The sequence below is a fragment of the Nonomuraea sp. CA-141351 genome (assembly GCF_050944675.1).
Lineage (GTDB): Bacteria > Actinomycetota > Actinomycetes > Streptosporangiales > Streptosporangiaceae > Nonomuraea.
In genome coordinates this window covers 6,352,980-6,378,754 of the sequence record NZ_CP191982.1, presented here as the reverse complement: position 1 = coordinate 6,378,754, position 25,775 = coordinate 6,352,980, and the positions used below count along the sequence as shown (strand labels likewise).

Here is a 25,775-nt window from a genome sequence, read left to right as displayed (position 1 = left end):
ACCCGCCGAGGAAGGACTCGGCGATTTCATTGCGTGGGCGGTAGGTGAGGAAGGCGCGGTCGTGCTCGCTGGTAAGGGTGATGTCGTACAGGGTGGAAGCGGTAGGTGCCGCACATGCGGTCCGCGTCGATTTCGGTCGGGTTCGAGGGCGGCACGGGTAGTGGTGCCGTCTCGACGCCGGCCAGGTCCCTGAGCACCGCACCGAAGATCTCGTAGGCCAGTGGCGCACCGCCCGTGCTGTTGGTCAGCACGGCCACCGCCACACCCGCCGATGGGACGACGCGAAGCCATGCCTTCTGCCCCTTGGAGACACCGGTGTGGCCGACGACGCCGTCCTGGTAGAGCATCCAGCCAAGTCCCCAGCCGATGACGCCGCCCCCGAAGTCCGGGACGGATTCGACCTGGGGTTCGCGCAGTGCCGCCAGCGCGTGGTCGGTGAGGTGCAGGCGGACGAACTCCAGCAGGTCGCGTGCGCTGATCGCGAGGTGCGAGCCGCTGGGCGCGGAATAGTACGAAACTGCCCACGCTTTCGCCGGAACGACCTGTCCGCCGGTCTGGACGTGGCCGACCGCGGCACGGTGAAGGATCGCCTCGTAGGGGTCGGTAGCGGCGGTGTGCAGGCCCAGTGGTGTCACCAGGCGTTCGCGGAGCACGTCGTGGAAGGGCTTGTCGCGCAACACCTCCACCAGCCTGCCGAGCACCACGTACCCGCTGTTGGAGTAGGAGAAGACGGTGTCAGGCGGGAGAAAATGGTCCGCCTCGGAGAGGGTGGCGACGAACTTCTCGATCGCGTCGTTGTTGCGACCGGTGTCGGTGAAGTGGTTGCCGTCGATACCGCCGGTGTGGGTGAGCAGGTGGCGGGCGGTCAGGGACGCGGTGGCGGCCGGGTCGCTCAGCCGAAAACCGGGCAGGTAGTCGCGAACGGGACGGTCGAGATCCAGCACACCGTCGTCGACCAGTTGCTGGATCAGCGTGGCTGTCCAGATCTTGGTGATCGAGCCGATCTTGAACACCGAATCGGTCGTGGCCTCGACCTGGGTGCGCAGACTCAGCACGCCCGCCGCCTCGTCCCGAATCTCCCCGTTGGCCAGCACGGCGACCTGTGCGCCCGGTACGTCGTATTTCGCGACAAGCTCGCCCAGATCCCATCCCATCCCGCCAGGCTAGTGGCGAGCCTCCACCTGATCCAGGACGGGCAGGCCGCCGATGCCGCTGCGGTCGCACGCGGCTGTCGTCTGCCAGTTGTTCTATCGTTTCTTCAGCAGCTCCGTCTCGCTCATGATGCCGTCGCTGCGGCGGGGCCTGACCGGCTGCGCGAAGCTCGCGCACGTCGACGATGTGGCGGTAGAGGGTGCCGGGACTGACGCCGCTCGATCCTCAGGTCTCGCCACCATCGAGTGGCGGTTCACCGCGCGGCTGTTCATCGGCGCGGCCCCACCCCCGCAAGGCGGGTCACAGCCGGATCAGGTCGGCGACCTCCTCGGGCAGGCCAGGTGAAGTCATGACATGGCCCATTCCGGGCACGACGTGCAGTTCCGCGCCCGGAATCGCGGCAGCCAGGGCCTCGCCGTGGCCGAGCGGAAAGACCGGATCCTGGTCGCCGTGCACGATCGAGGTCGGCGCGGTGATCGACGACAGCGGGGCGAGCAGGTCGGGGGCGTCCATCCACGCGGCCTGGTCATGGTTGGCCGCGGCCGCCGGGTCGGTAGCCCGCGACAGCGCCAGCTCCAGCATCGCCCGGGCGGCCGGCTCGTCGAACGGCCGAACCGGCCCGTTGAAGACCCGGAACAAGGCCACGTCGGACTCCACACCCGGCGGCAGCCCCGCGGCCAGATGGGCGAGAAACGCCGGCGACGGCGGCGGCAGATCATCCGGGTCGGCCGGCTCCCCTGCCCGCGCCCGTGCCCACACCGGCCTCAGATCATGACCCATCGGCGAGCTGGACATCACAGTCAAAGACCGGACCCGGTCCGGCGCGTGCACCCCCAGCCACTGCGCGATCATGCCGCCCAGGGACGTCCCAGCCACATGAGCGGAACCCAATCCATAACCGTCCAGCACAGCCAGGCAGTCGCGAGCCATGTCCCCGATCGTGTACGGGTGAACATCGAAGTCGACAACGCTGGACCGACCGGTGTCCCGATGATCGAACCGGATCACCTGAACCCCACGCTCAACAAGCCGATCAACCAGCGCATCCGGGCAAAAGACACCCTGAGCAGCCGACCCCATCACCATCAAAACTGCGGGAAGCACAGGATCCCCGATCCTCTCGGTCCAAATCCGCAGCGGCCCGGAGAGCACAAATCGCTCGTGCGCATCCAACATGGAGGCATGGTAGCGGCCACCTGCTGCCGAGCGCCGACATTTGCCGATGGCCCGGCCGAGCACAGCGCGCCGCAACCGATAGAACCGGCCGTACCTCAATGACTGCCTTCGCGCTCGCGTCTCGCCCGATGCCCTCACCCGCTGGCAAGAACGCCGCGATCCCCAACGTCGAGGCTGACTGGCCTCGGCTCGGGTACGGCGGCCCGTTTCTGCCGTATTCCGGTGGCACCGGTTCTAGATGGATCCGGATCTCACCGAGCCGTTCGGTTGTGAAATGACCCTGAGTTCGTTGAGCGATTGCTTGTCGCCATAGCCGCAGGACCCGGGCTTATTTCCTGGGATCCCTGGCTCTTCGAGATTGATGAAATTTCAGAGATTCTAAAGGTCTATTGTCCTCGTCGTTCGTCTTGCATCGATAGCGAAGACGAGGCCGGAGTTGGCGCTGGCGGTTGGTGCGGGGATCTATGCGTGGGACTGCGCCGCGCCGCCGACGACGTCCGCGGGGCGCGCGGGCGTCGTGGGCTCCGGACGATCTGGACGCGCTGGAGAGCGATGTGCTGGCCGGGTTCGTCCTCGCCCGCGCTCAGATGCCGTGGACACTTCGCCCCATCGTCACGCTGCGAGGCAGCGAAGGTCAAGGGCGTCAGGGCTTCAGGACGCGGTAGCGCAGGTGGGTCACGGACACGGTTCCCGCGACGGGTTTCCCCTCCGGGATCAGCTCGGCCCGCTCGCCGGCGAACAGTGGCGTGCCCGCCCCCATCAGCAGGGGGACGAGGTGGAGCCATACCTCGTCGAGCAGGCCCGCCCTGAGCAGCTGCCGGGCGACGTCCGCTCCCAGCACCAGGACGTCCTTGTCCCCGGCGGCATCCTTGGCGCGTCGGACTGCGGCCTGAAGCCCGTCGAAGGCGAACGTCCCGCCGTTGTCGCCGAGGAGGTCCTGCCTGGTCCGGTGGGTGACCACGAAGCTCGGGACGCCGGGCCATGGTGTGCCGCCCCACGGGATCACGCCGAGGTCGAAGGTACGCCGTCCGATGACGGCGGCTCCTACCGCCGCGTCCACCTGTCGGCGGATGCCGATGTCGACCCCGCCGTCCGGCCCTTTCCCGGCCATCCACTCGTGCAGCCGTTCGCCGCCGTCCCCCATGGGCTCCTCCGTCCGGACGTTCGGTCCTGCCGTGAAGCCGTCCAGGGACATCGACACATCCAGCACTACCTTGCTCATCGCGAGCCTTCCCTTCGATCCACCGGCGCCGCCATCCGGCGCCGTCACGAGAAGGTCGGAGCCGATCCGACCGTCTCGACACCACGACGGAAAGATCAGTGGGAATGAACGTGAACGTGGAACACCCGGGTTGCTCTCGACCGGCTCCACCACTGGCGCAGCCGCTGGCCCGACACAGCGAACCCGTACCTGATCATCAACCAGAAGGGCTTTCAAGAAGAAATCAGCGGTAGGGGGTTGATCTTGCGACGGTGGCTGTTCTTACTGGTTGCAGGTCTTCCGGCTGGATCGCGCGGCGCTGGAGGCGCTGGCGACCAAGCGCCGTCCGGAGACGATGCCGGGGTGGCGGCCCGGGCCGTCAGCCGTGCGCCCTTTGTGTTGAAGAACGGCGCCCGGCTGTCACCGGCATGGAGCCAGTCGGGGCGTTCGTCGAGCCAGAGCTCCAGCTCATGGCGGAGATCGGGGTGGATGTCGGCCTCGCACAACTTGCTGCCCCTGCGGGCCGACAGCAGGACATCGTCGACGTCGAGGCGGACGACCCCCCGGCCCACACCTTCGCCTTCCTCGCCCGCGCGGCCGCCCAGCGGCTGGTCGCTCTGCGCGGGCTACGCCGCGGGGAGGCGATCGGGCTGCGTCGGAAGGACGACGATCTGAAAGCAGGAACGGCCGGAGCGCATTGGCGGATGCGTCCTCGTTCTGCACCATCCGGTGTCGCTGAGCTTTGACAACGCGCGTCCGGTTGCGGTGAGACCATCAGTCGCAACGCAGGTCAACGAGGCGCCGTTGGCATTATCAGCACCGTTCGAGCGTGAGCAGCGGCTCAGAAAACACAGGCGCTGGTGCGCCGGGATCTGCGGCAACAGCCTGCTCCAGGCGGCGGAAGCCGGCCTCCAGCTCGTCGGGACTGAGCTGGGCGAAGAACGAAAGGGTGCGCAGGCGCAGCCGTTCGAGCATGTCACCGCGGGTACCGGAGGACGGCTCGGTAACCGTGCCGAAGCTGGCAACGCGCCAGCCGTCCGACGTGAACATCGCGATGACCTCGTGCAGCGGCTGAAACAGCGAGGCGTCCACCTCAAAGCCGCGGGGGAAGTGCTCCAGCCACCACGGCCTGGGATGGTGGTCGCTGAAATTCGCGCGCAGTAGCAGCCGCCCGCCGGGCCTGAGCACCCTGGCCAGCTCCCGGGCCGCCCGCGGCTTGTCCTGGACGTGGTGCCAGGACAAGAACATGAGAGCGTAGTCGGCGCTGCCGGACGGCACCGGCATGTCCTCGGCGGAGCCTGCCAGATACCGCACACCGGGATGCCGGGACTGCGCCTGCGCTATCTCGCGCATGCGGACCGACGGCTCGACGCCAGTGACCGGCCCGAACGTTCGCGCCAGCGCGGGGGTGAACCTGCCGGTCCCTGAGCCGACGTCCAGCCCCGCCAGCGGACGCCGCTCGGGCAGCACCGCTCCGAAGGCACTGATCCATACCTGCATCTGCTGCTCGGCAAGCGCACGGCCACGCGCGTAGTCCTGGTACTGCTCCGTGTCGTAGTCGATCCGCCTCATCGCATCTCCCGCGTCCAGTCGGGCTGCGGCAAACCGTCAGCCCGATATATCGAGTGGATACATCGGCACGATATGCACTGTCGCGTCATGCCGCAAGGCGGGCATTGCGGTCGGACGTGCCTGCACCGCGGTGACCAGCACGAGATCCTGCTGAGGGGGCCGGAAGTGGCCCGCCGAACATTGACCTGCCGAGCGAGGCGTCGTTCTCGGCCCCCAAACCCCCAAAGCTGGGTCGCAGGAAGCCGGTTCCCCATGGGATCTGTGAAGCCGCTGGTCATGTGCCGATGCGGTAGGGGCGCATCGTCTGGCCGAGCTGAGGCAAGCATTACCCGCGTCACCGCATCAGATCACCAGCGGCCGGGCAGGCATCCGGCGTGATGCGGTCCAGTCGGCCCGCATCGGACTGGTTCGGGGACCGGGGCTGAAGATGAGGGACGACCGCGAAACACCGATCGTGCGCCGCCGCGACATGCTCAGCCTGCCCGTCGCCTTGGCCTGCGGCTCGGCGGTGCTGACCGGGTGCGGCACCGCGCGACAAGCCAGCAGCGCCGCGACGCCCACGCCTGCCCCCGGCCGGCAACCGGCCGCCGAAGTGCCGGTCACGCCGCCGGAGGACCTCATGCGGGAGCACGGGGTCCTCAAACGTGTCCTGTTGATCTATCGGGAGGGCATCCGGCGGATCAACGCCGGCGAGCAGGTGCCCGCGCAGGCCCTGCACGCCGGGGCCGGCATCATCCGTAACTTCATCGAGGAGTACCACGAGCGGCTCGAAGAACGGTACGTCTTCCCGCGCCTGGTCAAGGCGGGCAAGCTCACCGACACCGTCTCGGTGCTGCTCCAGCAGCACCAGCGCGGACGCGTCCTGACCGGCCGCATCCTGGGCGCCACCGCCAAACCCACGCCCCAGCAGGCCCGTCGTGACCTGGCCGCGACCATGGCCGCCTTCATCCGCATGTACGAGCCGCACGAGGCCCGCGAGGACACCGTCGTCTTCCCCGCGATGCGGGAAGTCATCCCTCCCAGGGAGTTCGCCGAGCTGGGCGAGATCTTCGAGGACGAGGAGCACCGCCGCTTCGGCGCGGCCGGCTTCACCGGCATCGTCGGGCAGGTCGCCGACATCGAAAAGACGCTCGGCATCTACGACCTGAACCAGTTCACGCCCCGCGTATGACGATTCCCCGGCCGAACGGTGGTGGGCGGGCGCCGGCTCCTATGTCGCGGGGGAGGAGACGGCGCTGATCGCGGGGCTCGAAGGCCAGACGCCTCCCGCTATCGCGGGTTCCGGCCGGAAGTGTCGGTGGCCGAGCTCGAGCAGTTCTTCCGGCTGGACGCCAAGGCGCTGGAGGCACCAGCGGGCAAGCGCCGTCCGGCGACTCCAGATGACCTGGATGCGCTGGAGACCGACGTCCTGGCCAGGTTCATCCTCGCCCGCGCCGCTGCGGGATCGTCGGACGGGACGATCGGCTCGGATGTGGTGCAGTTGGCGACGGCGGGGGTGCGGCGGTGAATGCTTCACTGCGGGCTGCAAGACCGAGGAACTGCGCACGCTGGAACAGCGGCTGACCAAGTTACGTGAGTCCATCGCAGCGGCGAACCGCCGGTCATGACGGGACTGGGTGACGGCATGACGGCCGTACCTCGGCGAAGAGCGCCGCTGGTTTGACCTTGACGCTGCGTCAACTTCTAGCATCGGGGCCATGTCGATCACTGTTCTTGACACCTACTCCGCCATGAGGCGGATCCTGCTGGCTCCGGTCGCGGACCGCGTTGACCTGCTGCGTTCGATGCTGGAGCCCACCAGGGGCATGTACCGCTACTACCCCGGCGAGGTCGACCTGGTGGCCATGCACCTCCAAGCGTCGGGGTTCCCCATCGACCGCGACGAGGAGCGTTGCCTTGACGCGCTCGAAACCCTGGCGGCCGCCGGGGCCTGGGAGCGGATGCAACGCGCCCTCGACGACGCTCTCACCGTACTGCTGGAGGCGACGCCGGGGCTGGGGGCCCCGGACATCACCGTGCTGTTCGTGCTCGGCGATCCGGGTGACGAGCACTTCATGGGTCCCTGCCAAGGAGTGACCGGGTTCGGCGGCATCTCGGGCCACATCGTGATCACGCTCTGGCCCTTCCCCGAGAACATGGAGCGGCTGGAGGCCACCGCCGTGCACGAACTCCACCACAACCTGCGGTTCGGCCCGGGCGGGGTTGTGTGGGACCCGATGACCGTCACGGTCGGCGATCACATCGTCTCCGAGGGCCTGGCCGACGCCTTCGCCCGACAGCTCTACGGCGACGAGCTCGGCCCCACCCGCATCGGCGTGCCGCACCTGCACGACGACGAGATCTTCGGCAAGGTACTCACCGGACTCGAGGTGACAGGCATGCGGAACTTCACTGCCTGGGTGCACGGCGATCCCAGCGCCGAGCGCTTCGGCCTCACCCCGGTGGGACTGCCGATGGGCGCCGGGTACGCCGCGGGCAACCGGCTGGTCGACACCTACCTGGCGGCGACCGGGCAGACGGCGGCGCAGGCCCTGCACGCCGAAAGCTCGAAGATCATCGCAACCACGCTCCGCCGCGGGTAACACTGGAACGATGGAGTGGACGATCCAGGAACTCGCGACGAGGGCCGGCATCACCAGCCGCACCCTGCGTCACTACGACCGCTTCGGGCTCTTGGCCCCGTCCCGGGTCGGCGCGAACGGATACCGCTACTACAACCCCACCGCGGTCGCCCGGCTACAGCGGATCCTGCTCATGCGCCAGCTCGGCATGGGCTTGCCGGCCATCGCCAAGGTCCTGGCCGACGAGGTGGACACGTGCGACGGGCTACGCGCCCACATCGCCGCACTGGAAGAGGAACGGGACCGCATCGAACGGCAGATCCGGTCTGTGCGTCACACGCTCGAGGCCCTGCAGGCGGGGGCGGAACCGCGGATGGACGTTATGTTGGCCGGGTTCAACGACCGCTACAAGGACGAGGTGATCTCACGCTGGGGCGAGCGCGCGTTCCAAGTGAGCAACGACTGGTGGCACGGCAAGACCCTTGACCAGCAGCGGGCCTGGAAGCAGGCCACCGAAGACCTCGTCGCCGCATGGGTCGCCGCAGTGAAGGCCGGAGTTTCTCCGACATCGGAACACGCTCAGTCACTGGCTGCCCGGCACGTCCAGTGGCTGAGCCAGATCCCGGGTACCCCCACGGCCGAGGGCGACCGGGAGCGCTCGATCGAGATGGTGAAAGGCCTGGGGGACATGTACGTCGACGACCCCCGCTTCGCCGCCATGTACGACGACGCCGCGGGGGCGACGTTCGTCCGCGACGCACTGCAAGCGTACGCGCGGACCCGGATGTAGCTCGTGTGTGGCTCGCACCACCCGCCCGCTCTGCCCGGGCCAGCGGGTTGGAGGTGATCAGCAGGTCCAGCACGGTCCAGGGCGTCATCGACCGAGGAGGTCTCCAGGTGCCGCACGGTGGCCGGCAGCATGGCTGCCTGCCATTTGGAGAACCCCGCCAGCTCCAGCAGGTCCCGGACAGCTCACCCTTGACCAAGTCGGCGGGCGCAAGCCCCGTCCTTCAGGGCGGGGCTAGCCCCAATGCCGCTTAGTTAACGTGGTGGCGGCCGTGTCAAGCTCGTGAAGACGACAACGGAGCTCCTGCTAGAACGGTGTCGACCAAGATCACTGTTCGGCGGGAGCTCCGTTGGATGTCCAGTCTGTCATGCGTCGTGATGTTGTGGTGGCCGCAGGCGCGTTCGCGCCCGGCCATCTGGGTGAACTGACCCGGCTCATTCCGTTCGAAATGGTCGATGAGGCGCTGACACGCACCGGCAGGACGCAGGTGCGGGTGCGGGATCTGCCCTCGCGGGTGGTGGTGTATCTGCTGCTGGCCGGATGCTTGTTCCCCGAGTTGGGGTGGCGGCAGGTCTGGCAGCGGCTGACAGCCGGGCTGACCGGACTGAAGCTCGCCGTCCCGACCGCGGCTGCGCTGGTGCAGGCCCGCCGACGGGTGGGTGTCGAACCGGTGCGGTGGCTGTGGGAGCTGCTGCGTGGCCCGGCCGCGGGGATCGCCACCACAGGCGTGTGGTGGCGGGGACTGCGCATCTGCGCGATCGACGGCACCACCATGGCGGCGCCCGACACTGCGGCCAATCTGAGCAGGTTCACCAAGCATCGCTGCAACAACGGCGGCTCGGGCTATCCGCAGATCCGGCTGCTGGTACTGGTCTCCTGCGGCACCCGCGCCCTGCTGGACGCGGTGTTCGGCACGACCGCGCACGGAGAGACCACGTATGCACCGCGTCTGTTACGCAGCCTGCACGCGGGCATGATCGTGCTGCTGGACCGCAGCTTCGCCGACCAGTCCCTGATAGCGGCGATCGTGGCAACCGGTGCCCAGACACTGGTCCGTATCAAGAACAGCCGCCGGCTGCCCGTGCTGCGCCGCCTGGCCGACGGCTCCTACCGGTCGATGCTGGGCACCGTCGCGGTCCGCGTCATCGACTGCGAGATCACCATCGCCACCGCCACCGGCCGCCGCACCAGCCTGTACCGGCTGGTCACCACCCTGACCGATCATCGCACCCACCCCGCCGCCGAACTGGTCACGCTCTACCACGAGCGGTGGGAGATCGAAACAGCCTTCCTGGAGATCAAATCCACCATCCTCGGCGGTCGAGTGTTGCGCGCCCGCACTCCCGACGGCATCGACCAGGAGATCTACGCCCTGCTACTCACCTACCAACTCCTGCGCCTGGCGATGGCCGACGCCACCGGCACCCAGCCCGAGATCGACCCTGACCGGGCCAGCTTCACGACCGCCCTGCACACCGCCCGCGACCTCGTCATCCAAGCCACGGGCATCATCGCCGACACCGTCATCGACCTCGTTGGCACCATCGGCCGCCACGTTCTAGCCGACCTCATGCCCGCCCGGCGCATCCGGACCCGGCCACGCGTCGTCAAACGTGCGATCTCCAAATACAACGCCAAGGGCACCGTCGACCGGACCAGCTACAAGGCCACCATCAGCATCGACATCCTCATCACAGACCCTTGACCCACAGCCCGAACCCTTAACTTTCTGGCATTGGGGCTAGCCCGGCGCGGGAGTGCCCGCTAGGGCGCCCTGCCGGAGGCGGCGAGGTCGCATCACGCGACGGCGGTCCCCTCAAGCTCGACCATCAGATCGGGGATCGCCAGCCGGTCCACCCCGAGCATCGTGGTGGACGGTGCCACCCCGGCGGCGCCCAACCGCGACGCCAGCGCGCCGTAGTGCTCGAAGAGCCGATCGGCGTCGGTGGTGTAGACGTTGAGCCGGACGAGGTTCGCGAGGGACATGCCGGCCTCGCCGAGCACGGCCTCCAGGTTGTCGAGGCTCAGCGCCAACTGCGCCGCCATGTCACCGGCATGCTGAGGCTTGCCGTCGCCGCTCATCGCGGTCTGCCCGGCGCAGTACAGAGTCCGGGTATGCCCGGAGACGATCTCGCCCTGGTTGTAGCCCAGCTCCACCGACCACGCCCACGGGTTGACCGCCGTTCGCTCCATTGCCACATCAGCTCCATTCGATTCGTCGACATTACGTACGTCCAGCGGCTCGGCAGCCGCCGTCTTTTTCGTCGCGTTGATGAGCCTCCCAACAAATCACGACATCCTGTGTCGTGTATTTCTGTAGAGTTCTGGTGTGCGCGCCGACCGGTTGGTCTCGCTGGTGCTGCTGCTGCGGCAGCACGGTCGGCTGTCCGCGACCGCGCTGGCCCGCGAGCTGGAAGTGTCCACCCGCACCGTGCTGCGCGACATCGAGGCGCTGTCCGCAGCCGGCGTCCCGGTCTACGCCGAACGCGGCCGGCACGGCGGTTTCGCGTTGCTGCCCGGTTTCCGGACCGAGCTCACCGGACTGAACCACGACGAGGCCCTTGCCCTGCTGGTCGCCGGATCGCGGCGCGGCGCGCAGGTATTCGGCCTCGGCTCGGCGCTCGCTTCGGCCATGCTCAAGGTGGTTGACGCGCTACCCGAAAGCTATCGGGCCACCGCGGCCGGCGTGGCCGAGCGATTGCTCATCGACCCGGAGACCGATCTCCTCTCGCGTCGGCTGGTCGCTGAGGAGGTGCCCGAGACCATAGTGGCCGAGGTCCGGCGCTCGGTGCTCGCCGGACACAAACTGCGCATCCACTACGCGGCCAACGGCCAGACCCCGAAGTGGCGCACGGTGGACCCGATCGGCCTGGTCACCGTCCGCGACCAGGGCTACTTGCTGGCCACGAGGTCTGGCGCGGACCGCACCTACCGGCTGTCCCGGGTCTTGGCCGCCAAGGAACTCGCCGAACCCGCACAGCGACCAGACCGGGTCGATCTGGACCGGGCCTGGCAGGAGCGCAGCACGCAGTTTCGGACCGGCGGCGACCAAGTCACCGTGCTGGTACGGGTGAACCCGGCGCGGCGGGAGGACCTGGTGGGCACCGCGCTGGCCGTACTCGCCGAAGAAACCGACTCAGACGGCTGGCTGCGGCTGGAGGTGACCTTCCAAGATCGGAGACACGCCGAATGGGCGCTGTGGCAACTCGCCACGAACGCGGAAGCCCTGGCCCCGCAGTGGTTGCGCACCTCCCTGCGCAATCGCGCCGCCGCGATCGTCACCCGCTACGGAGTGTCATCCTGAGAGGTGTCGCCTACTGAGAGCCGCCGCCGATGGCCTTGCCGTTCTTGCGGGCGGACTCGTGGCCTTCCAGGGTGCGGTCGCGGATGTATTCGCGTTCCATTCCCGGCAGGGCGGCCGGCACGGTGAACACCAGGCCGGACGGATCATGGCTGCCTTGGAGCTCGCCGGTGGGGAACTCCAGGGCGACGCCCGCGGCGCGCAGTTGTTCGGCGAGCTCGGTCAGGGCCAGGCCGCGGCCGAGCCGTTTGTGTTCGTGGATGACCAGGGTGACGGCGATGCCGGGACATCGGGCAGTCGTGGGCCTCCACGCGGACGAAGACGATGTCGGCATGCTGTGCTGGGCGACTCGGGGCGCTCGTGCCAGGGCTCACTCGCCTGCAAGGCGGCTGACCGGTCAGGACGTGGGTCCGGACTGCGTAGCAGGACCATGGATGATCTGTTCCAGACACTCGCGGAACAGATCGTCGACGGTGCGGCCGGGTCGGAAGTACTCGGCCACACCGGCTATCACGGTGGGGTACGCCGCGGCGTAGGCGGCCATGTCGAAGCCGTCCAGGGCGTCCGCGTCCGGGCGGCCAACCTGTTCCTCCAGGACGTAGCCGACGGTGAAGCGCAACACCGTCAACACGATCAGGCGAGCGTGCCGCAAGGGGAGGCCGCGCCCGACCAGTGTGCTCATCGCCAGTTCGGAGATGGCGGCCATCTTGAGGGACAGTTGGGAGGCCGCGATGATCCGGGCGCCGTCCGGGTGGGCCAGCAGCGCGCGGCGCAGCCGCTCGGCCAGGCCGATCAGCCAGTCCTGCCAGCACTCTTCCGGCGCGGGCGGCTCCAGTTCGGGGAACTGCTGCTCCAGGATCGCCTCGGCGATCGCGGTGATCAGCGCCGCCTTGTTCGGGATGTGCCAGTAAAGGGTCGGCGACTGTACGCCGAGCCGGGCGGCCAGCTTGCGCGTGGTCACGCCGTCGAGACCCTCGGCGTCCAGTAGCGCGACGGCCTCGGTGACGATCCGCTGCTTGTCCAGAGCCAATTCCGGCACCTCCCTTCCGAACTCTATCAGTGGTAGAGTTCTCTATCGGTGATAGAGACTACGCGCCAGGGGAGGCAACGATGAGACACCGGCACTCGCTCCGTGACCTGCTGCACCGGGCGACCCATCGCATTCCGGGGATTCCCGCGCACATCGAGCGGCCGACCGGCCACCAGGGCCAGGCCCGCCACGGCCAGGGGTGGCGGCACTCGCTCACGCACCACCGTTCGCACCACCACGGGTTCAACCACTCGCCGGCCCGTCCGCCTCGCGTCCTGACGGCGTGGCAGACGCGGATCGCCCGCCTGTTCGGTCAGGAGCTGGGATGAAGGCAGCGGTGCTCCACGAGGCCGGCGGCATCCCGCGCTATGAGGACTTCCCCGATCCGGTGGCCGGCGACGGCGAGGTGATCATCGACGTCAAGGCGGTCGCCGTCGAGAACGTCGACAAGGCGATCGCGGCCGGCACACACTACGCCAGCGAGAAGTACATCGGCCGGTTTCCGGCGATCCCCGCCTTCGACGGCATCGGCGCCCTCCCGGACGGCACGCTCGTCGGGTTCGGCAACATCCGCCTGCCCTACGGCGCGCTCGCCGAGAAGGCCGTGGTGCCCGAGGGCTCCTACGTGCCGATCCCCGACGGCATCGACCCAGCCGTGGCGACCGTGATGGCCTCGGCCATCACCGCAATGTCGATGAAAGCGGCCGCGGGGTTCGTTCCCGGGGAGACGGTGCTGGTGCAGGGCGCCACCGGGGTCGCCGGGCGGCTCGCGGTCAAGGTGGCCCGGCTGCTGGGCGCCGGCCGGATCGTCGCCACCGGCCGCGACGACAACCAGTTGCGCGAGGTACAGGCCATCGGGGCCGACACGGTGATCAACACCCTGGTCTCCGACGAGGCGCTGGCGCAGGCGTACCTCGACGCCAGGGGGGACGGCTACGACGTCGTCGTGGACTACCTGTGGGGCAGGCCCAGCGAGATCCTGCTGCGCGCGCTGGTGCCGCGGTCGTTCGCGTTCGGCAAGCCGACCCGGGTGGTCCAGATCGGCGAGTCGGCCGGCACTGAGCTCGCCCTCGCCGGGTCGAGCCTGCGCACCTCCGGCGTGGAGATCTACGGCGCGGCCAAGGGCCTCGACCCGCAGACCATGGACGAGGTGTACCAGCAGATCGTGACGTGGACGCGGTCCGGCGAGCTCACCTTCGACGTGGAGAAGGTCCCGCTGAGCGACATCGAGACCGCCTGGCAGCGAACCGACCTCAAAGGCAGGCGACTCGTCGTGATGCCATGACCGGCCCGCGCCCACGACACACCAGCGATGACCACTGGTCGGCGTTCCTCGCCGTCCCCACCCACGACGTCGACGGAACCGTCTCGAGCGGCGGTGCCCAGCCCCAGCGGTCGCAAGCCCCGCTCCGGGGCCCACGAGGCGATCACATAGCGGCCCAGGAAGCTATGTGATCGGCGTGACCCAGCAGAGACCAGCCAGGGGGCCACGTCCTCGTCCCTTCACCAGCACGCCCTGGGCGCGCACCGCTGCCCGAAGCCCGTCCGAGCAGCGGGCTCAGGGCGTCAGTCCCAGCTCGCGCAGTTGCGCGGGCCGCAGCGGCCGCCAGCCGCTGGTGTCGAGCTTGCCCAGCTCCGCCTGTCGACATTGATGACGCCGAAGAAGTTGATGTTGTCGCTGTGGCCGGGCGAGATGTGTGACAGGATCTCGTCGCTCACCTCCCGGCCTTGGGAACGCAGCTCCAGCACCGCTCTGGAATAACATTCCGTCGTCCAGCGATCACTGAGTTGGTCAGCAGGGTCAGGCACCACGCCTGCTCGGTCCGCTGCTCCGGGTGCCGGCGGGTGATGGTGCCCTGCTGGGCGTAGTGCAGCGCGTGCAGGGTTCAGCTGGCGGGAGATCGTTCTTCTGAAGGCCGGGTCCGAAGGGCAAAGTTGATGAGCGTGGCGTCGTGCGTATCCGTTGCATGCTCGATGATCGGAACGTCGCCATCGCCCCGCGATGCCGATACCGCCACCTCTTCCGCCACGGTTCATCGCATGCTCGTGGTGGCGTCATCCGAGCTTCTTGGGCGATTTCTTGAATCATTTGCCGCCCTTGATCGAACTGGGGCGTGGGCGGGGGCGTTGCCTCCGCGTCTTCTTTGACCTGAGGTTCCGATGAAATTGATGGTCTTGACCCATCGGCATATGAGGCCACTGACGGTGGCGGTCGCCGTGGCGGCCACGCTGGCGCTCTCACCTGCCGCCGCGTACGCGGACGGCAGTCAGCCCGCGCCGGTCACCGGCGGAATTCCCTTGATCAACACGGCCGAGAAGATCGGTCCGGGGATCAACCTGCAGCATGTCAAGGCGCTCGATCAGAAGGGCTGGTACGACGCGCACTTATTGACAGTGGACCTGTCCAACAGCGCAGTCAGCACGGACCTGCTGACCGCCGGGCCGGTCGCTTCCGGCGGGCCGCTCAGCGTGGCCGCCAACAAGGCCGGCGCCGTCGCGGGCGTCAACGGCGAGTTCTTCGACATCGGCAACTCCAACGCGGCGCTCGGCGGCGAGGTCCAGAACGGGCAGCTCATCAAGAGCGCCGACATCGGCGGCCGCCAGCACGTCGGCGTCAGCAACGACGGCATAGCCCAGCTCGTGAACCTCACGGTCAACGCGACCGCGAACTTGGCGGGCGCGGACCACACGGTCCTGTCGCTCAACGCTGCCAACGGCGGCGGGGTCCCCGCGGACGGCCTGATCGCATTCACCTCTGCCTGGGGTGACTACAGCCGCAACCGGGGCCTGGCGGGCGTCGGCAACGACCGGATCGCCGAGGTGCTGGTCCAAAACGGCTCGGTCGTCTCGGTCACGCCTAACGGTCCCGCGGGCTCGGGGACGATCCCGGACGACGGCTTCGTGCTCGTCGGCCGCGACGCCGCGGCGACCGCGCTACGCGTGCTGAAGCCCGGCGACCCGGTGACGCTCAGCTACGAGCTCGCCGACGACGTCGCCAAGACGATGAAGCTCGCGCTCGGCCACGGCGGCACCATCGTCTCCGGCGGCAAGGTCGTCGACGGCCTCCAGACCTCGATCGCCCCGCGCACCGCGCTCGGCTTCAAGGACGGGGGCCGCACGCTCGTGCTCGCCACCTGGGACGGGCCGGGCGGCACCGGCAAGGGCGGCGTCGGGATCGACAAGGAGGCGCGTGACCTCGTCGCGATGGGCGTGGAGACCGCGGTCAACCTCGACGGCGGCGGCTCGACCACGATGGTCGCCCGCGCCCTCGGAGAGGACGATGCGACCGTCCGCAACGTCCCGTCCGATGGCCACGAGCGCAACGACCCCAACGGCGTGGGGGTGTTCGTCGCGAAGGGCGACGGCACTTTGCACCAGCTCCTCGTCAAGCCCGCGCCCGGTGCGGCGTCGGCCGACGGTGACGTCAAGGTCTCCCCGGGGCTGCACCGTGCGCTCGTCGCGGAGGGCGTCGACAACAACCAGACGCCCGTGGAGGTCGACCCGAAGTCCGTGCGGTGGTCCGCTCGGGGAGCGTCCGTCAGAGGCGGCACGCTCGCGGCCCCGGCCAAGCAGCATGGCCCGATCACGGTCGAGGCGCAGGTGGGTCACCAGGAGGCGAACGAGAAGATCACCGTCCTCAACCCGGTCAACAGCGTCGAGCTGTCGTCCCAGCGCCTGTCGATCGCGGACACGACGCCCGGCCACGCGGTCACCGTCTCCGTGACGGGCCGCGACGACCAGGGCTACACCGCCCCGATCGACCCGCAGGACCTCTCGCTCGACTACGACCACAGCGTCGTCGACATCCAGCCGGTGGACGGCAACCTGAGGATCACCCCGCTCACCGCCTCGGGCACGATCCTCACGGTCTCGGTCGGCGGCAAGTCGGCCCAGCTCCCGATCACGGTCGGCGTTCAGACCACGACGGTCTACGACTTCGACGACGACGTGCTCTCCCACTGGCGCAACAACAGCACCGCGGCCACGACGTTCTCGGTGGACCCCGACGGTCTGCGGATCGACTTCAACGCGATGCGCAACGTGGGCTTCGTGGCGGCATCGGCCGCCCAGCGCGTCCAGGTGCCCGGCCAGCCGCTGCGCATGAGGGTGCGGATCAAGTCGAGCATCAACGTGCCGAACGGCCTGACCTACATGGGTTACTACGACGCGAACGGTAAGAGCAACGGCGTCTACGGCACCGCCCTGACCGCGAGCGACGACTGGCAGTACGCGACGTTCACGCTGCCGGCGAACGCGGCGTTCCCCGTGTCGATCTCGGGCTTCCAGGGCATCAACACGAGCGTCGCCCAGCAGAAGGCAGGCACGTTCGTCCTGGACCGCATCGAGGCCGACGTTCCGACATCGATCGACTTGCCTGCCCAGCCCGACCTGCAGCCCGACCCGCTCGTCTCCGACGACGGCTCGCTGCTCCAGGGCCACAGCACGTGGCAGTTCGCCACACTGTCGGACGTGCAGTTCACGGCCGACAACCCGGCGCTGTCCCAGGTCGCGACGGCCGCCATCAAGCGGATCCGCCAGACCAATCCGGACCTGATCGTCCTCAACGGTGACATCACCGACCGTGGCCTGCCGCAGGACCTCGCGCTTGCCCGCCAGGTGCTCACCGGCGCCGGGTGCGACCTCATCCCGGCCGGCCAGGAGCCGTCGGAGAACAGCACGCCGGACCCGAAGGCCGGCTCGATCCCGTGCTACTACGTGCCGGGCAACCATGAGTCCTACGGCCTCAACAACGTCCAGTCCGACCTGACGAACTTCATCAACGAGTTCGGCCAGCCGTATCGGACGTTCGACCACAAGGGCACGCGGTTCATCCTGCTCGCCAGCTCCCTGGGGTCGCTGCGCGGGACGGCATGGGATCAGCTCCCGATGTTGCAGGAAGCGCTTGCCGATGCCAAGAAGGACCAGTCGGTGCACAACGTCCTGGTGTTCGCCCACCACCCGGTGGATGACCCCGCCGAGGCGAAGTCCAGTCAGCTCGGCGACCGCGACGAGGTCGCGCTCATCGAGAACATGCTCACGGGCTTCCGTGACTCCTCGGGCAAGGGCGCCGCGATGGTCGGATCCCACGCCCAGATCGCCAACGTCCACCGCGTCGAGGGCGTCCCGTACATGGTGCTGCCATCGTCGGGCAAGAACCCGTACGGCACGCCGGACCGCGGCGGTTTCACCGGGTGGGTCGACTGGTCTGTCGACCCGCGGCGGAACGCGGACCAGCAGTGGATCGAGACCGAGGTGCGCGCCTTCGCGCAGTCCATCACACTCAGCACCCCGGACTCGCTCGAGGTGAGCGAGACAGCGCAGGTCTCGGGCAGCATCGTGCAGCCGGAGGGCGTGTCGACGGGCACGCGTGTGGTGCCGCTGCGGTACCCGATGTCGGTCGACTGGGGCGGCTCGTCCAACCTGGCGATCGGCAGCGGGAAGGCGGCCGTCGACGCGGCCCGCCGCAAGGGCATGGTGGCGATCCTCGACCCCCAGACCCGGACGCTCACCGCGCTGAATCGTGGCTCGGTGACCGTATCGGTGACGAACGAGTCGATGCGCGCCTACACCGACGACAGTTCTCTCGCGCCGATCACGACCTCGAAGACCATCCAGGTCGTGCGCGGCAGTAAGTGACCGTCACCAGCAACGGCATGCAGCCGCTGCTGATCGGCGCCTGGGCGATCCGACGCGCGAAGCGGCCTGCCTGAGGGCGAGCATGTACGTGCTCGCCCTCAGCGCTGCCCGGCCGACTCTTCTGGGACGCGTCGTTCCGTGCTGTCGTACTCAGGGACAAGGCAGTGCTTGTGATCGTCACCTCGAGTGGGCTTCAGGAGAGGCGCCCGCACCACAGAGTCAACGCGGTGTGTTTCCGGCCGTACCCGTACAGCAGTATGAGGCTCCTCGACCGCGAGGACGCGTCCGTCGGGGCGGAAGACTGCGAAGGTGACACCCGGCAGCGTCCCGCCCCGGCGTCGGCCGGGCCGGGACGCTCACGTTCGATCTAAATGGTGAGTTCCGAGACAACCAATCAGCGTGCGCGCCTGTCCGCCGACTTGCGGGCATCGTCCGCCTTGTGCGGGTGCCGTGCCTCACCGTGGGCCATGAGGATCGGTGATCCCCTGGGTGCCGGCGTTCCGGCAGATGGCGCCAGGCCTTCCAGCGTTGGCGACCGGAGGTAGCGGTGAACGTGCCTACACCGGAGGAGCCCGCCGGCGGCCCGCTTCGAGCCGCCGGCCATGGCGGCTGAGGCGAATCTGACCGCTGCGACCTACGAGGGCGCGGCGCGCGACCGGCTGGGAGCCTGCGTCGCGGCTCCCAGGATTACACGCCGGTGCTATGAGGCAGATGCAGGGCAGAACACCGACGTGAGGACTTGGTCGATGCGCTGCGCCACAGCGCCGCGCTCACCGTCATCCATGGCCACCGTCACGGAAACCGCGAACTGCAGCCGCCCGTCCGGGGAGGTGTAGGTCGCGGCGACGAAGCCGGGGGCGCTGCCGCCGCGTGGCTGGAAGGCGGGCTTGCCCGCGCACGGACCGCCCTGCGGCGGCGACGGCTGGCCGGGCACCGGGTCGGTGATCACTTTGTGCAGGGAGTTCGACAGCAGCTTGCCCTGGACGAACGCGCGTTGGAAAGCGCTGATGTCGTGCGCGGTGGAGATCACGCCGCCGGCGCCCAGCATGGTGGTGGCGTTGAGCTTGTCGACATCGACCACCGCGCCCTTGTCATCCTTCATATAGCCGTGCCCATGCGGGCCCTTGATCCCCTCGGCGGCCTTGACCGGCAGGTAGGTGTCCCGCATGCCCAGCGGGGTGAAGATCCTCCGCTTGAGCTCGGTCGCCAGTGAATGCCCGGTCAGCTTCTCGATGATCATGCCGAGCAGGATGTAGTTGGTGTTGGAGTAGTTGAAGGTCCCGATCTCCGACGGTCGTTGCTGCTTGCGGGAGGCGGCCAGCAAGTCGACGGGGCGATACGTGATCGTGGGGTCGAGCGGGTCGATGCCGGGAGCGAGGAAGTCGGGGATGCCCCGAGGTAAGCTGGATCAGGTTGCGTACCGTGATCTCGTCGGCCTGTTCCACCAGATCCTTCTCCGCCACCTCGGGGAGCACCTTGCTGAGCTTGTCGTCCAGCTTCAGCTTGCCAGTCTGCACGAGTTGGAGGGCCGCAGTGGCGGTCATGTTCTTGGTCTGTGAGCCGATCCGGTAGCGTGCGTTCGACGGGATCGCGCCGCCCTTGCCGTTGAGCAAGCGGGACCCGGCCGATCCCTTCCCGACCCGCTTGCCGTCCACGTACACCTCGCCGATAGCGCCCACCACGTGGCCCGTCTTCGCCAAGGCCTCCATCGCCTTCTGCACGTCCCCAACCTTGACGGAGGTATTGTCAGTCGACGCGTTGGCGGGCGTGGCCACGCTCAGAGCCAATGCCGTGCATGCCGCCGAGACAGCGCGTGCGCCTGCCGATCGACGCGAAACCATGAAGCACTCCTCCTGGGAAAGCCGAAGCTCCGATGTGAAGCTCCAGTTCTAGCCAGGAGACTGTTTCCTCGGCGTTTCCATCGAGCCGGTAGGAGCCAGGGCGACGGCCTGCTCGTCGTCGAACAACAACGGGGGCAGCTCCGTGCCGGCGTCGGGCCCCTTGATCGCCACGATGGGATAGCCGAGCTCGCGCAGGCGGCCGACGTCACGCCGCACGGTACGCGGGCTGACGCTCAGCCGCTCGGCCAGTTCCGGCGGACCTGGAGCAACCCCGGCAGCCGCGCTGAAGTTTTCGGCATGGCCCACATATTGCCCCAGGTAGCGGCCACACCCTGTCCGCTTCCCCTGCCACTGTGGTCACCGAGCAAGGGCCGATCCCCGCGATCGTCATTGGCGGCGGGGGAGCAAGCCCCCGCTGTCACAGCGAACCGGCCCTGCTATCGACACGGCCCGTCGGACGACGACGGCGACGCGTAACACCGCCCAGATGACAGGAATCGAAAGGCAAGGACCACATTATGTCCGTCAACGTTGTGACCCACCTGAACTTCCGGGGTGACGCCCGCGCGGCACTCACGTTCTACCAGTCCGTGTTCGGTGGGGACGTGGCCGTGGTCACGTACAAGGACGCTGGGAACGTCCAGCAGCCGTCGGAGGCCGACCAGGTGATGTGGGGCCAGGTGGCCGCCGGCAACGGCTTTCGGGTGATGGCCTACGACGTGCCCTCGCACCTGCCGTGGAACCAGGGCGAGAACGCGTTCTTCGTCTCGGTACGCGGTGAGGCGGCCGACGAGATCACCGCGTACTGGGGGAAGCTCACCGACGGCGCGACCGTCCTGCAGCCGCTGGGGCCCGCGCAGTGGGCGCCCCTCTACGGGATGCTGAAGGACCGGTTCGGCGTCACGTGGGTCCTGGACGTCGTCAGCGACTACAACGCGTCCTGACCTCCGGAGCCTGGGGCGGCGGGCACCCGCCGCCCCACCCCCCACCACACGACTCGAAGGCAAGGACGTAGCAGTGAAGATGCGCCCACTGGGCCGGACCGGAATCCAGGTCAGCCCCTACTGCCTGGGCACCATGATGTTCGGCCACATCGGCAACCCCGACCACGACGACTGCGTCCGGATCATCCACCGGGCACTGGACGCGGGGATCAACTTCGTGGACACCGCCGACGTGTACGGACCTCGCGGCGAATCCGAGGAGATCGTCGGCAGGGCTCTGAAGGGCCGGCGCGACGACGTCGTACTGGCCACCAAGGTCAACGGCCCGATGGGGGAGGAGCCCAACCGCGGCGGCAGCTCACGGCGCTGGATCGTCACCGAGGTCGAGCACTCGTTGCGGCGCCTGCAGACCGACCACATCGACCTGTACCAGATCCACCACCCCGACCCCCACACCGACATCGAGGAGACGCTGTCCGCCCTGACCGACCTGGTACGCAGCGGCAAGGTACGCGCCATCGGCTCCTCCAACGCCCCGGCCTCGGAGATCGTCGAGGCGCAGTGGGTCGCCGAACGCCGCGGACTGCAGCGCCTGCGCACCGAGCAGCCCACGTACTCCATCCTCAACCGCGCCATCGAACGCGAGATCCTGCCCACCTGCCGGCGTTATGGCATGGGCACGCTGGTGTGGAGCCCGCTGGCGATGGGCCTGCTCACCGGCCGCTACCGAAAGGGCGGGCCCGAGCCGCGGAACGCGCGGATGCACTGGGTGCCACGGCACATGACCGACGAGCGCAAACTCGACACCGTCGAACAGCTCATCCCGCTGGCCGAGGAGGCCGGCCTGTCGCTGACCCACCTGGCGATGGCCTTCGCGATCACCCACCCCGGCGTCACCTCGGCCATCATCGGCCCCCGAACCATGGAACACCTGGACGACCTCCTGACCGGCTCCGCGGTCACCCTCGACGATGAGATCCTCGACCGGATCGACCAGATCGTGCCGCCCGGGACCGACGTCGGCCCGCTGGACGTGGCCTACACCCCGCCCGACATCAGCCGGACGTCGCTGCGCCGGCGTTCGCCCGACGAGCGCGCCGCGGCATGAGGCGATGACCGTTCTCGGCACCCGGGCGCTCAACCGCACGACGCTCGGCCGGCGGTCGCTCCTCGACCGCGCCGACCTGCCGGTCCTCGACGCCGTCGCGCACCTGTGCGGTCTGCAGGCGCAGGAACCGTTCGCCGGGCTCTGGTCGCGGCTTCGCGCGTTCGACCCGGCGGCGCTCCCAGGTCGGGAACGGTCACGCGGTGAAGGTGCGGGCCTGCCGCTCGGGTCGGCGCGGTCGGACGCAATGCAGCTTTGAGTAATCACGGTTTGGGTCGTTCTAGCACAAATGGTCGTTTATGAGCCATGTGCCCGTAGGATGGCCGGTTGGACCTGATCGCTCGTCCAGCGCAGCCGCCGTCAACCCCGTACGACACGAGAGGCACAGCACGAATGGTGAACCGCGACACCACCGGACTCGATGACCCGGTGGGCGCATCACTGCGCGGTCACCACGCGCACCTTGCCCGCCGGCTCGGCAGGGCTGCCACCTACCAGCCGGGAGTCGCGACCTTCTCGGCGGTGACCGCCGACCCGGATCCGCAGGAGTGGGCCGACCTGGCCCGGCTGCTCGGCCGAGGCGAGCTCGCCGACCTGTTCAGCAGCGCGGCGACGCCGCCGCCGGACTGGGAGCCCATCTTCGTCCTCGAAGGCCGCCAGATGATCTGGCCCGGCGGCAGCCGACCCGATCCCCTCCGTGCCGGGACCGGCACCAGGGTGGTCGAACTGGGCGCGGACAGCGTGCCCGAGATGCTCGACCTGATCGCGCGGGCCCAGCCGGGGCCGTTCTGGCCGCGCACCCGCGAACTCGGCACCTATCTCGGCGTCCGCGACAACGGCACCCTGGTGGCGATGGCGGGCGAGCGACTCCGGCCGCCGGGGTGGACCGAGATCAGCGCCGTCTGCACCGCCCCCGAGGCACGCGGGCGAGGCTACGCCGCCCGCCTGGTCAGCGCGCTCGTCGCCCGGATCGTGGCGCGCGAAGAACGTCCCTTTCTGCACGTGGCCGAGGCGAACACCGGCGCGATCGCCCTGTACGAGCGGCTCGGCTTCCAGACCCGCAAGCCCGTGACCTTCCGGGGGTTCCGCACGCCGTGACGGCCTGCGGCGCTGGCATGCGTGGGCGGCTGGATGGGCCACGACCTTATGGTTGCCGGGTTCGCTGTGGCGGGGTTTTTCGGTTGATCCTGCACGGCGCCCACTTCCGGGCCGATCAGCGCGTTGCTCAACGCTCTGCGCCTGCGCGGACGGCTCACCCTGATCGGCATTGACGGCGGAGCCATCCAGGTACCGGTCGCGCAGCTGGTGATGAATGCGCAGGTCGTCACCGGCCAGCCTCACCCGCACCTCCGCCGATGTCGAGGACGCCATGCACTTCGCGGCCACCAACGACGTCCGACCGCGCCTCGAACGCCTGCCGCTCGAGCAGGCAGACCTCGCGATGCGCCGGCTGCGCGACGGCCAAGCCCGGTACCGGTTCGTGCTGGAGCCCTGACCCCGCACGACGCGATCGGGATGCCCTGGCCAGAAGGAGCTGATGTGAGCAGCAACCTGTCCCGGCCCGCTGTCGAGCTGATGACCGGCAACCTCCTCACGCCCGAGCAGACAGCCGCCCTACAGGCCTGGGCCCGCGGCGTCGTCCATCTGTCGCACGGTCAGGAGCGGCACGGCGGCTGGGGCTTCGGGATGGCGGTGCGCACCTACCGTGGTGACTTCGCCCCCACCGGCCAGTTCGGCTGCGACGGCGGAGCCGGCACCACTACATACGGCGACCCGGACAACCAGTTCGTCGGCATCCTGCTCACCCAGACCGGGATGTCCACCCCGGATTCGGGGCGGGCCATCCACGACTCCTGGACCATCCTCTACCAGGCAATCGACGACTGACCCGCCTATCTGGTCGAGGTCGGTCTGGTCGTATATGTCGTGCTCTCAATGAGGGCGGAGACCGTCGACAATGACCGCCACGATCGTGTGCGCCCGCGTGTCCCACTCCGATTCGGGTATACGCGACAACGCGCCCAAGAGCAGGATGACGTCAGCGGCATCAACCTCTTCGCGCACTTGACCGGCAGCTTTTCCCCGATCGAGCAACATCCCGAGCGCTTCATCGAGGCGGTGGTGCTGGTCCGAGTAGAGGTCGCGCCACGCCGATGCCTCGATCGCCGCCATGACACCGCGTTTGACCCGCGCATACTCGACCAGCCGCTGCAACCAGCAGGTCAGTGCCCGAAGCGGGGGATGCTCTGCCAGTAGCGGTGCCACGGCGTCGACAAGCTGGGTCAACTCGTACCGATACACCTCCGCCAGCAGGTGCTCGCGGGTCGGGAAGTGCCGATAAAGGGTGCCCTGTCCCACACCCGCTGACTTGGCGACCCTGTGAAGCTTCAGGTCAGCGGCTGCACCGTTGGACTTACTCAGTTCGACCCGCGCAGCCTCGAGAATGCCGTCACGGTTGGCGACTGCATCTGACCGGCGCTCACGACTCGCCACGGCGCTACCTCCCCTTCCCACTCAGCAAGGCGGACAACTGTCCGGTACTGTGAAGCCGTAACCGGACAATTGTCAGTTTAGAGCAGGAGGCGTCTCGATGAGCAGACTGGGCAGCAAGGTGGTCGCCATCACCGGAGCTAGTAGCGGTATCGGCGCGGCAACCGCCCTGGAACTGGCGACCCATGGGGCGGCTGTCGTGCTGGGCGCCCGGCGCACTGACCGGCTCGACTCTCTCGTAGCGCGAATCCGGGCCGAGGGCGGCCGCGCGGAGATGCTGGAAGTCGACGTCACCAAACGCGCCGATCTTGAGCAACTGGTGGCCCTGGCCGTGAACCGGTTCGGACGCCTCGATGTCCTGGTGAGTAATGCCGGAGTCGCCCGGATCGCCTCCATGGCAGACCTCGACGTCGACGACTGGGACGTGATGATCGACGTCAACCTGCGCGGTGTCCTTCACGGCATCGCCGCCGCGCTGCCGGTGTTCCGTAATCAGGGCCATGGGCATCTCGTCACCACTGTGTCCACGTCGGGCCTCAAGATCGTCCCGACGCAAGCTGTCTACGCGGCTACCAAGAACGCCGTACGCACGCTGCTGGAAGCTCTACGCCAGGAGTCCACCGACGGCGTTCTGCGCACGACCGCCATCTCGCCGGGATACGTACGCACCGAACTCGTCGACTACATCGACGACCCCGAGCAGCGAGAGCAAGCCCAGCATGCCATGGCGGCACTCGGCATCAGCCCCGACGCCGTGGCGCGCGCCATCGCGTTCGCCATCGAGCAGCCCGATGACGTCGAAATCGGCGAGATGACCATCCGGCCTGCCAGACAAGGCTGAGAGGGCGTGAGGGCAAAGGGGCGTGCGGCATCTCGTCCGCTACGTGCCCCTGAAAGCAGCCGCGGATCGCAGCGATGCCCGACGAGGTGTGAGGCGGCTTGCTCGATCCGCTGATCGGGCCGGCCGAGCAGACCCCC

The 25,775-nt window shown here is 68.4% G+C and carries 27 protein-coding genes and 3 pseudogenes; 18 read left to right on the top strand and 12 right to left on the bottom strand.

All coding sequences use genetic code 11. The annotated features are described in order from the left end of the window. Positions 1-26: 26 nt before the first annotated feature. A complete protein-coding gene (locus tag ACQPWU_RS30230; RefSeq protein ID WP_433445127.1) occupies positions 27-1,154 on the bottom strand; it encodes a serine hydrolase domain-containing protein in 1,128 nt (375 codons plus the stop codon). A gap of 88 nt (positions 1,155-1,242) precedes the next feature. Here ACQPWU_RS30230 and ACQPWU_RS30225 point away from each other — a divergent pair, with 88 nt between their 5' ends. Further along, positions 1,243-1,497, top strand: coding sequence for a hypothetical protein (locus ACQPWU_RS30225; RefSeq protein WP_433445126.1), 255 nt, complete (start codon positions 1,243-1,245; stop codon positions 1,495-1,497). On the opposite strand, the gene ACQPWU_RS30220 is transcribed toward ACQPWU_RS30225, so the two are convergent. After that, positions 1,453-2,328 (bottom strand): alpha/beta fold hydrolase, encoded by an 876-nt coding sequence (locus tag ACQPWU_RS30220; RefSeq protein ID WP_433445125.1) that lies wholly within the window; start codon positions 2,326-2,328, stop codon positions 1,453-1,455. The genes ACQPWU_RS30225 and ACQPWU_RS30220 overlap by 45 nt on opposite strands. A gap of 643 nt (positions 2,329-2,971) precedes the next feature. Continuing rightward, positions 2,972-3,550 carry a dihydrofolate reductase family protein gene (locus ACQPWU_RS30215; RefSeq protein WP_433445124.1) on the bottom strand — a complete coding sequence of 193 codons (579 nt, stop codon included), beginning with the start codon at positions 3,548-3,550 and terminating at the stop codon, positions 2,972-2,974. A gap of 407 nt (positions 3,551-3,957) precedes the next feature. Between ACQPWU_RS30215 and ACQPWU_RS30210 the strand changes: the two genes are divergently transcribed. Then, positions 3,958-4,275 carry a hypothetical protein gene (locus ACQPWU_RS30210; protein ID WP_433445123.1) on the top strand — a complete coding sequence of 106 codons (318 nt, stop codon included), beginning with the start codon at positions 3,958-3,960 and terminating at the stop codon, positions 4,273-4,275. Positions 4,276-4,342: 67 nt separating this feature from the next. On the opposite strand, the gene ACQPWU_RS30205 is transcribed toward ACQPWU_RS30210, so the two are convergent. Further along, a complete protein-coding gene (locus tag ACQPWU_RS30205; protein WP_433445122.1) occupies positions 4,343-5,101 on the bottom strand; it encodes a class I SAM-dependent methyltransferase in 759 nt (252 codons plus the stop codon). Between the two features lie 427 nt (positions 5,102-5,528). Here ACQPWU_RS30205 and ACQPWU_RS30200 point away from each other — a divergent pair, with 427 nt between their 5' ends. The 5 genes from ACQPWU_RS30200 to ACQPWU_RS30180 all read left to right on the top strand — a co-directional run bounded on the left by ACQPWU_RS30200 (position 5,529) and on the right by ACQPWU_RS30180 (position 10,154). Continuing rightward, a complete protein-coding gene (locus ACQPWU_RS30200; protein WP_433445120.1) occupies positions 5,529-6,272 on the top strand; it encodes a hemerythrin domain-containing protein in 744 nt (247 codons plus the stop codon). A gap of 126 nt (positions 6,273-6,398) precedes the next feature. Beyond that, positions 6,399-6,608, top strand: coding sequence for a hypothetical protein (locus tag ACQPWU_RS30195; RefSeq protein WP_433445119.1), 210 nt, complete (start codon positions 6,399-6,401; stop codon positions 6,606-6,608). A gap of 190 nt (positions 6,609-6,798) precedes the next feature. Next, positions 6,799-7,683: a DUF2268 domain-containing protein gene (locus ACQPWU_RS30190; protein WP_433445118.1), complete on the top strand. Its 885-nt coding sequence runs from the start codon at positions 6,799-6,801 to the stop codon at positions 7,681-7,683. A gap of 10 nt (positions 7,684-7,693) precedes the next feature. After that, entirely contained in the window at positions 7,694-8,452 is a 759-nt protein-coding gene (locus ACQPWU_RS30185; RefSeq protein ID WP_433445117.1) for a MerR family transcriptional regulator, read from the top strand. Between the two features lie 364 nt (positions 8,453-8,816). Then, positions 8,817-10,154, top strand: coding sequence for an IS4 family transposase (locus tag ACQPWU_RS30180; RefSeq protein WP_433433055.1), 1,338 nt, complete (start codon positions 8,817-8,819; stop codon positions 10,152-10,154). Positions 10,155-10,246: 92 nt separating this feature from the next. Here the strand turns inward: ACQPWU_RS30180 and ACQPWU_RS30175 are convergent, their stop codons facing one another. Further along, a complete protein-coding gene (locus ACQPWU_RS30175; RefSeq protein ID WP_433445326.1) occupies positions 10,247-10,642 on the bottom strand; it encodes a RidA family protein in 396 nt (131 codons plus the stop codon). A gap of 136 nt (positions 10,643-10,778) precedes the next feature. Here ACQPWU_RS30175 and ACQPWU_RS30170 point away from each other — a divergent pair, with 136 nt between their 5' ends. Further along, positions 10,779-11,753 carry a helix-turn-helix transcriptional regulator gene (locus ACQPWU_RS30170; protein ID WP_433445116.1) on the top strand — a complete coding sequence of 325 codons (975 nt, stop codon included), beginning with the start codon at positions 10,779-10,781 and terminating at the stop codon, positions 11,751-11,753. Between the two features lie 10 nt (positions 11,754-11,763). Here ACQPWU_RS30170 and ACQPWU_RS30165 read toward each other — a convergent pair whose 3' ends face one another. After that, the gene (locus tag ACQPWU_RS30165; protein WP_433445115.1) at positions 11,764-12,084 is read right to left on the bottom strand and encodes a recombinase family protein; all 321 of its coding nucleotides are present in this window, start codon (positions 12,082-12,084) and stop codon (positions 11,764-11,766) included. 63 nt (positions 12,085-12,147) lie between these two features. Further along, a complete protein-coding gene (locus ACQPWU_RS30160) occupies positions 12,148-12,789 on the bottom strand; it encodes a TetR/AcrR family transcriptional regulator C-terminal domain-containing protein (protein ID WP_433445113.1) in 642 nt (213 codons plus the stop codon). Positions 12,790-12,860: 71 nt separating this feature from the next. On the opposite strand from ACQPWU_RS30160, the gene ACQPWU_RS30155 reads away from it, so the two are divergent. Together ACQPWU_RS30155 and ACQPWU_RS30150 are read left to right on the top strand one after the other, a co-directional pair. After that, the gene (locus tag ACQPWU_RS30155; RefSeq protein ID WP_433445112.1) at positions 12,861-13,109 is read left to right on the top strand and encodes a hypothetical protein; all 249 of its coding nucleotides are present in this window, start codon (positions 12,861-12,863) and stop codon (positions 13,107-13,109) included. After that, entirely contained in the window at positions 13,106-14,065 is a 960-nt protein-coding gene (locus ACQPWU_RS30150) for a quinone oxidoreductase family protein (protein WP_433445111.1), read from the top strand. The genes ACQPWU_RS30155 and ACQPWU_RS30150 overlap by 4 nt, the downstream gene beginning before the upstream one ends. A gap of 281 nt (positions 14,066-14,346) precedes the next feature. Here the strand turns inward: ACQPWU_RS30150 and ACQPWU_RS30145 are convergent, their stop codons facing one another. Beyond that, the gene (locus ACQPWU_RS30145; RefSeq protein ID WP_433445110.1) at positions 14,347-14,529 is read right to left on the bottom strand and encodes a hypothetical protein; all 183 of its coding nucleotides are present in this window, start codon (positions 14,527-14,529) and stop codon (positions 14,347-14,349) included. Positions 14,530-14,970: 441 nt separating this feature from the next. On the opposite strand from ACQPWU_RS30145, the gene ACQPWU_RS30140 reads away from it, so the two are divergent. Continuing rightward, complete coding sequence (locus ACQPWU_RS30140) at positions 14,971-18,417, top strand: phosphodiester glycosidase family protein (RefSeq protein ID WP_433445109.1); 3,447 nt, start codon at positions 14,971-14,973, stop codon at positions 18,415-18,417. 700 nt (positions 18,418-19,117) lie between these two features. Here ACQPWU_RS30140 and ACQPWU_RS30135 read toward each other — a convergent pair. The 3 genes and pseudogenes from ACQPWU_RS30135 to ACQPWU_RS30125 form a co-directional block, all read right to left on the bottom strand. Continuing rightward, positions 19,118-19,741, bottom strand: coding sequence for a serine hydrolase domain-containing protein (locus ACQPWU_RS30135; RefSeq protein ID WP_433445108.1), 624 nt, complete (start codon positions 19,739-19,741; stop codon positions 19,118-19,120). Positions 19,742-19,769: 28 nt separating this feature from the next. Next, a pseudogene (locus tag ACQPWU_RS30130) lies at positions 19,770-20,126 on the bottom strand (serine hydrolase domain-containing protein); the annotation flags it as partial. 225 nt (positions 20,127-20,351) lie between these two features. Beyond that, positions 20,352-20,564 (bottom strand): annotated as a pseudogene (locus ACQPWU_RS30125) (helix-turn-helix transcriptional regulator); the annotation flags it as partial. Between the two features lie 212 nt (positions 20,565-20,776). Here ACQPWU_RS30125 and ACQPWU_RS30120 point away from each other — a divergent pair. The 6 genes and pseudogenes from ACQPWU_RS30120 (at position 20,777) to ACQPWU_RS30095 (ending at position 24,194) form a co-directional block, all read left to right on the top strand. After that, a complete protein-coding gene (locus ACQPWU_RS30120; protein ID WP_433445107.1) occupies positions 20,777-21,202 on the top strand; it encodes a VOC family protein in 426 nt (141 codons plus the stop codon). A 79-nt stretch (positions 21,203-21,281) separates the two neighbouring features. Beyond that, positions 21,282-22,310: an aldo/keto reductase gene (locus ACQPWU_RS30115; RefSeq protein ID WP_433445325.1), complete on the top strand. Its 1,029-nt coding sequence runs from the start codon at positions 21,282-21,284 to the stop codon at positions 22,308-22,310. 4 nt (positions 22,311-22,314) lie between these two features. Further along, positions 22,315-22,494, top strand: a pseudogene (locus ACQPWU_RS30110) (winged helix DNA-binding domain-containing protein); the annotation flags it as partial. Between the two features lie 206 nt (positions 22,495-22,700). Further along, positions 22,701-23,405, top strand: coding sequence for a GNAT family N-acetyltransferase (locus ACQPWU_RS30105; RefSeq protein WP_433445106.1), 705 nt, complete (start codon positions 22,701-22,703; stop codon positions 23,403-23,405). A 214-nt stretch (positions 23,406-23,619) separates the two neighbouring features. Next, complete coding sequence (locus ACQPWU_RS30100) at positions 23,620-23,802, top strand: hypothetical protein (RefSeq protein ID WP_433445105.1); 183 nt, start codon at positions 23,620-23,622, stop codon at positions 23,800-23,802. Positions 23,803-23,846: 44 nt separating this feature from the next. Further along, positions 23,847-24,194, top strand: a complete 348-nt coding sequence (locus tag ACQPWU_RS30095) for a hypothetical protein (protein WP_433445104.1) — start codon at positions 23,847-23,849, stop codon at positions 24,192-24,194. Between the two features lie 45 nt (positions 24,195-24,239). Here the strand turns inward: ACQPWU_RS30095 and ACQPWU_RS30090 are convergent, their stop codons facing one another. Beyond that, on the bottom strand, positions 24,240-24,800 hold the full coding sequence (locus tag ACQPWU_RS30090) for a TetR/AcrR family transcriptional regulator (RefSeq protein WP_433445103.1): 561 nt from the start codon (positions 24,798-24,800) through the stop codon (positions 24,240-24,242). Between the two features lie 97 nt (positions 24,801-24,897). Here ACQPWU_RS30090 and ACQPWU_RS30085 point away from each other — a divergent pair, with 97 nt between their 5' ends. Next, positions 24,898-25,638, top strand: coding sequence for an SDR family oxidoreductase (locus tag ACQPWU_RS30085; RefSeq protein WP_433445102.1), 741 nt, complete (start codon positions 24,898-24,900; stop codon positions 25,636-25,638). The last annotated feature ends 137 nt before the right edge of the window (positions 25,639-25,775 follow it).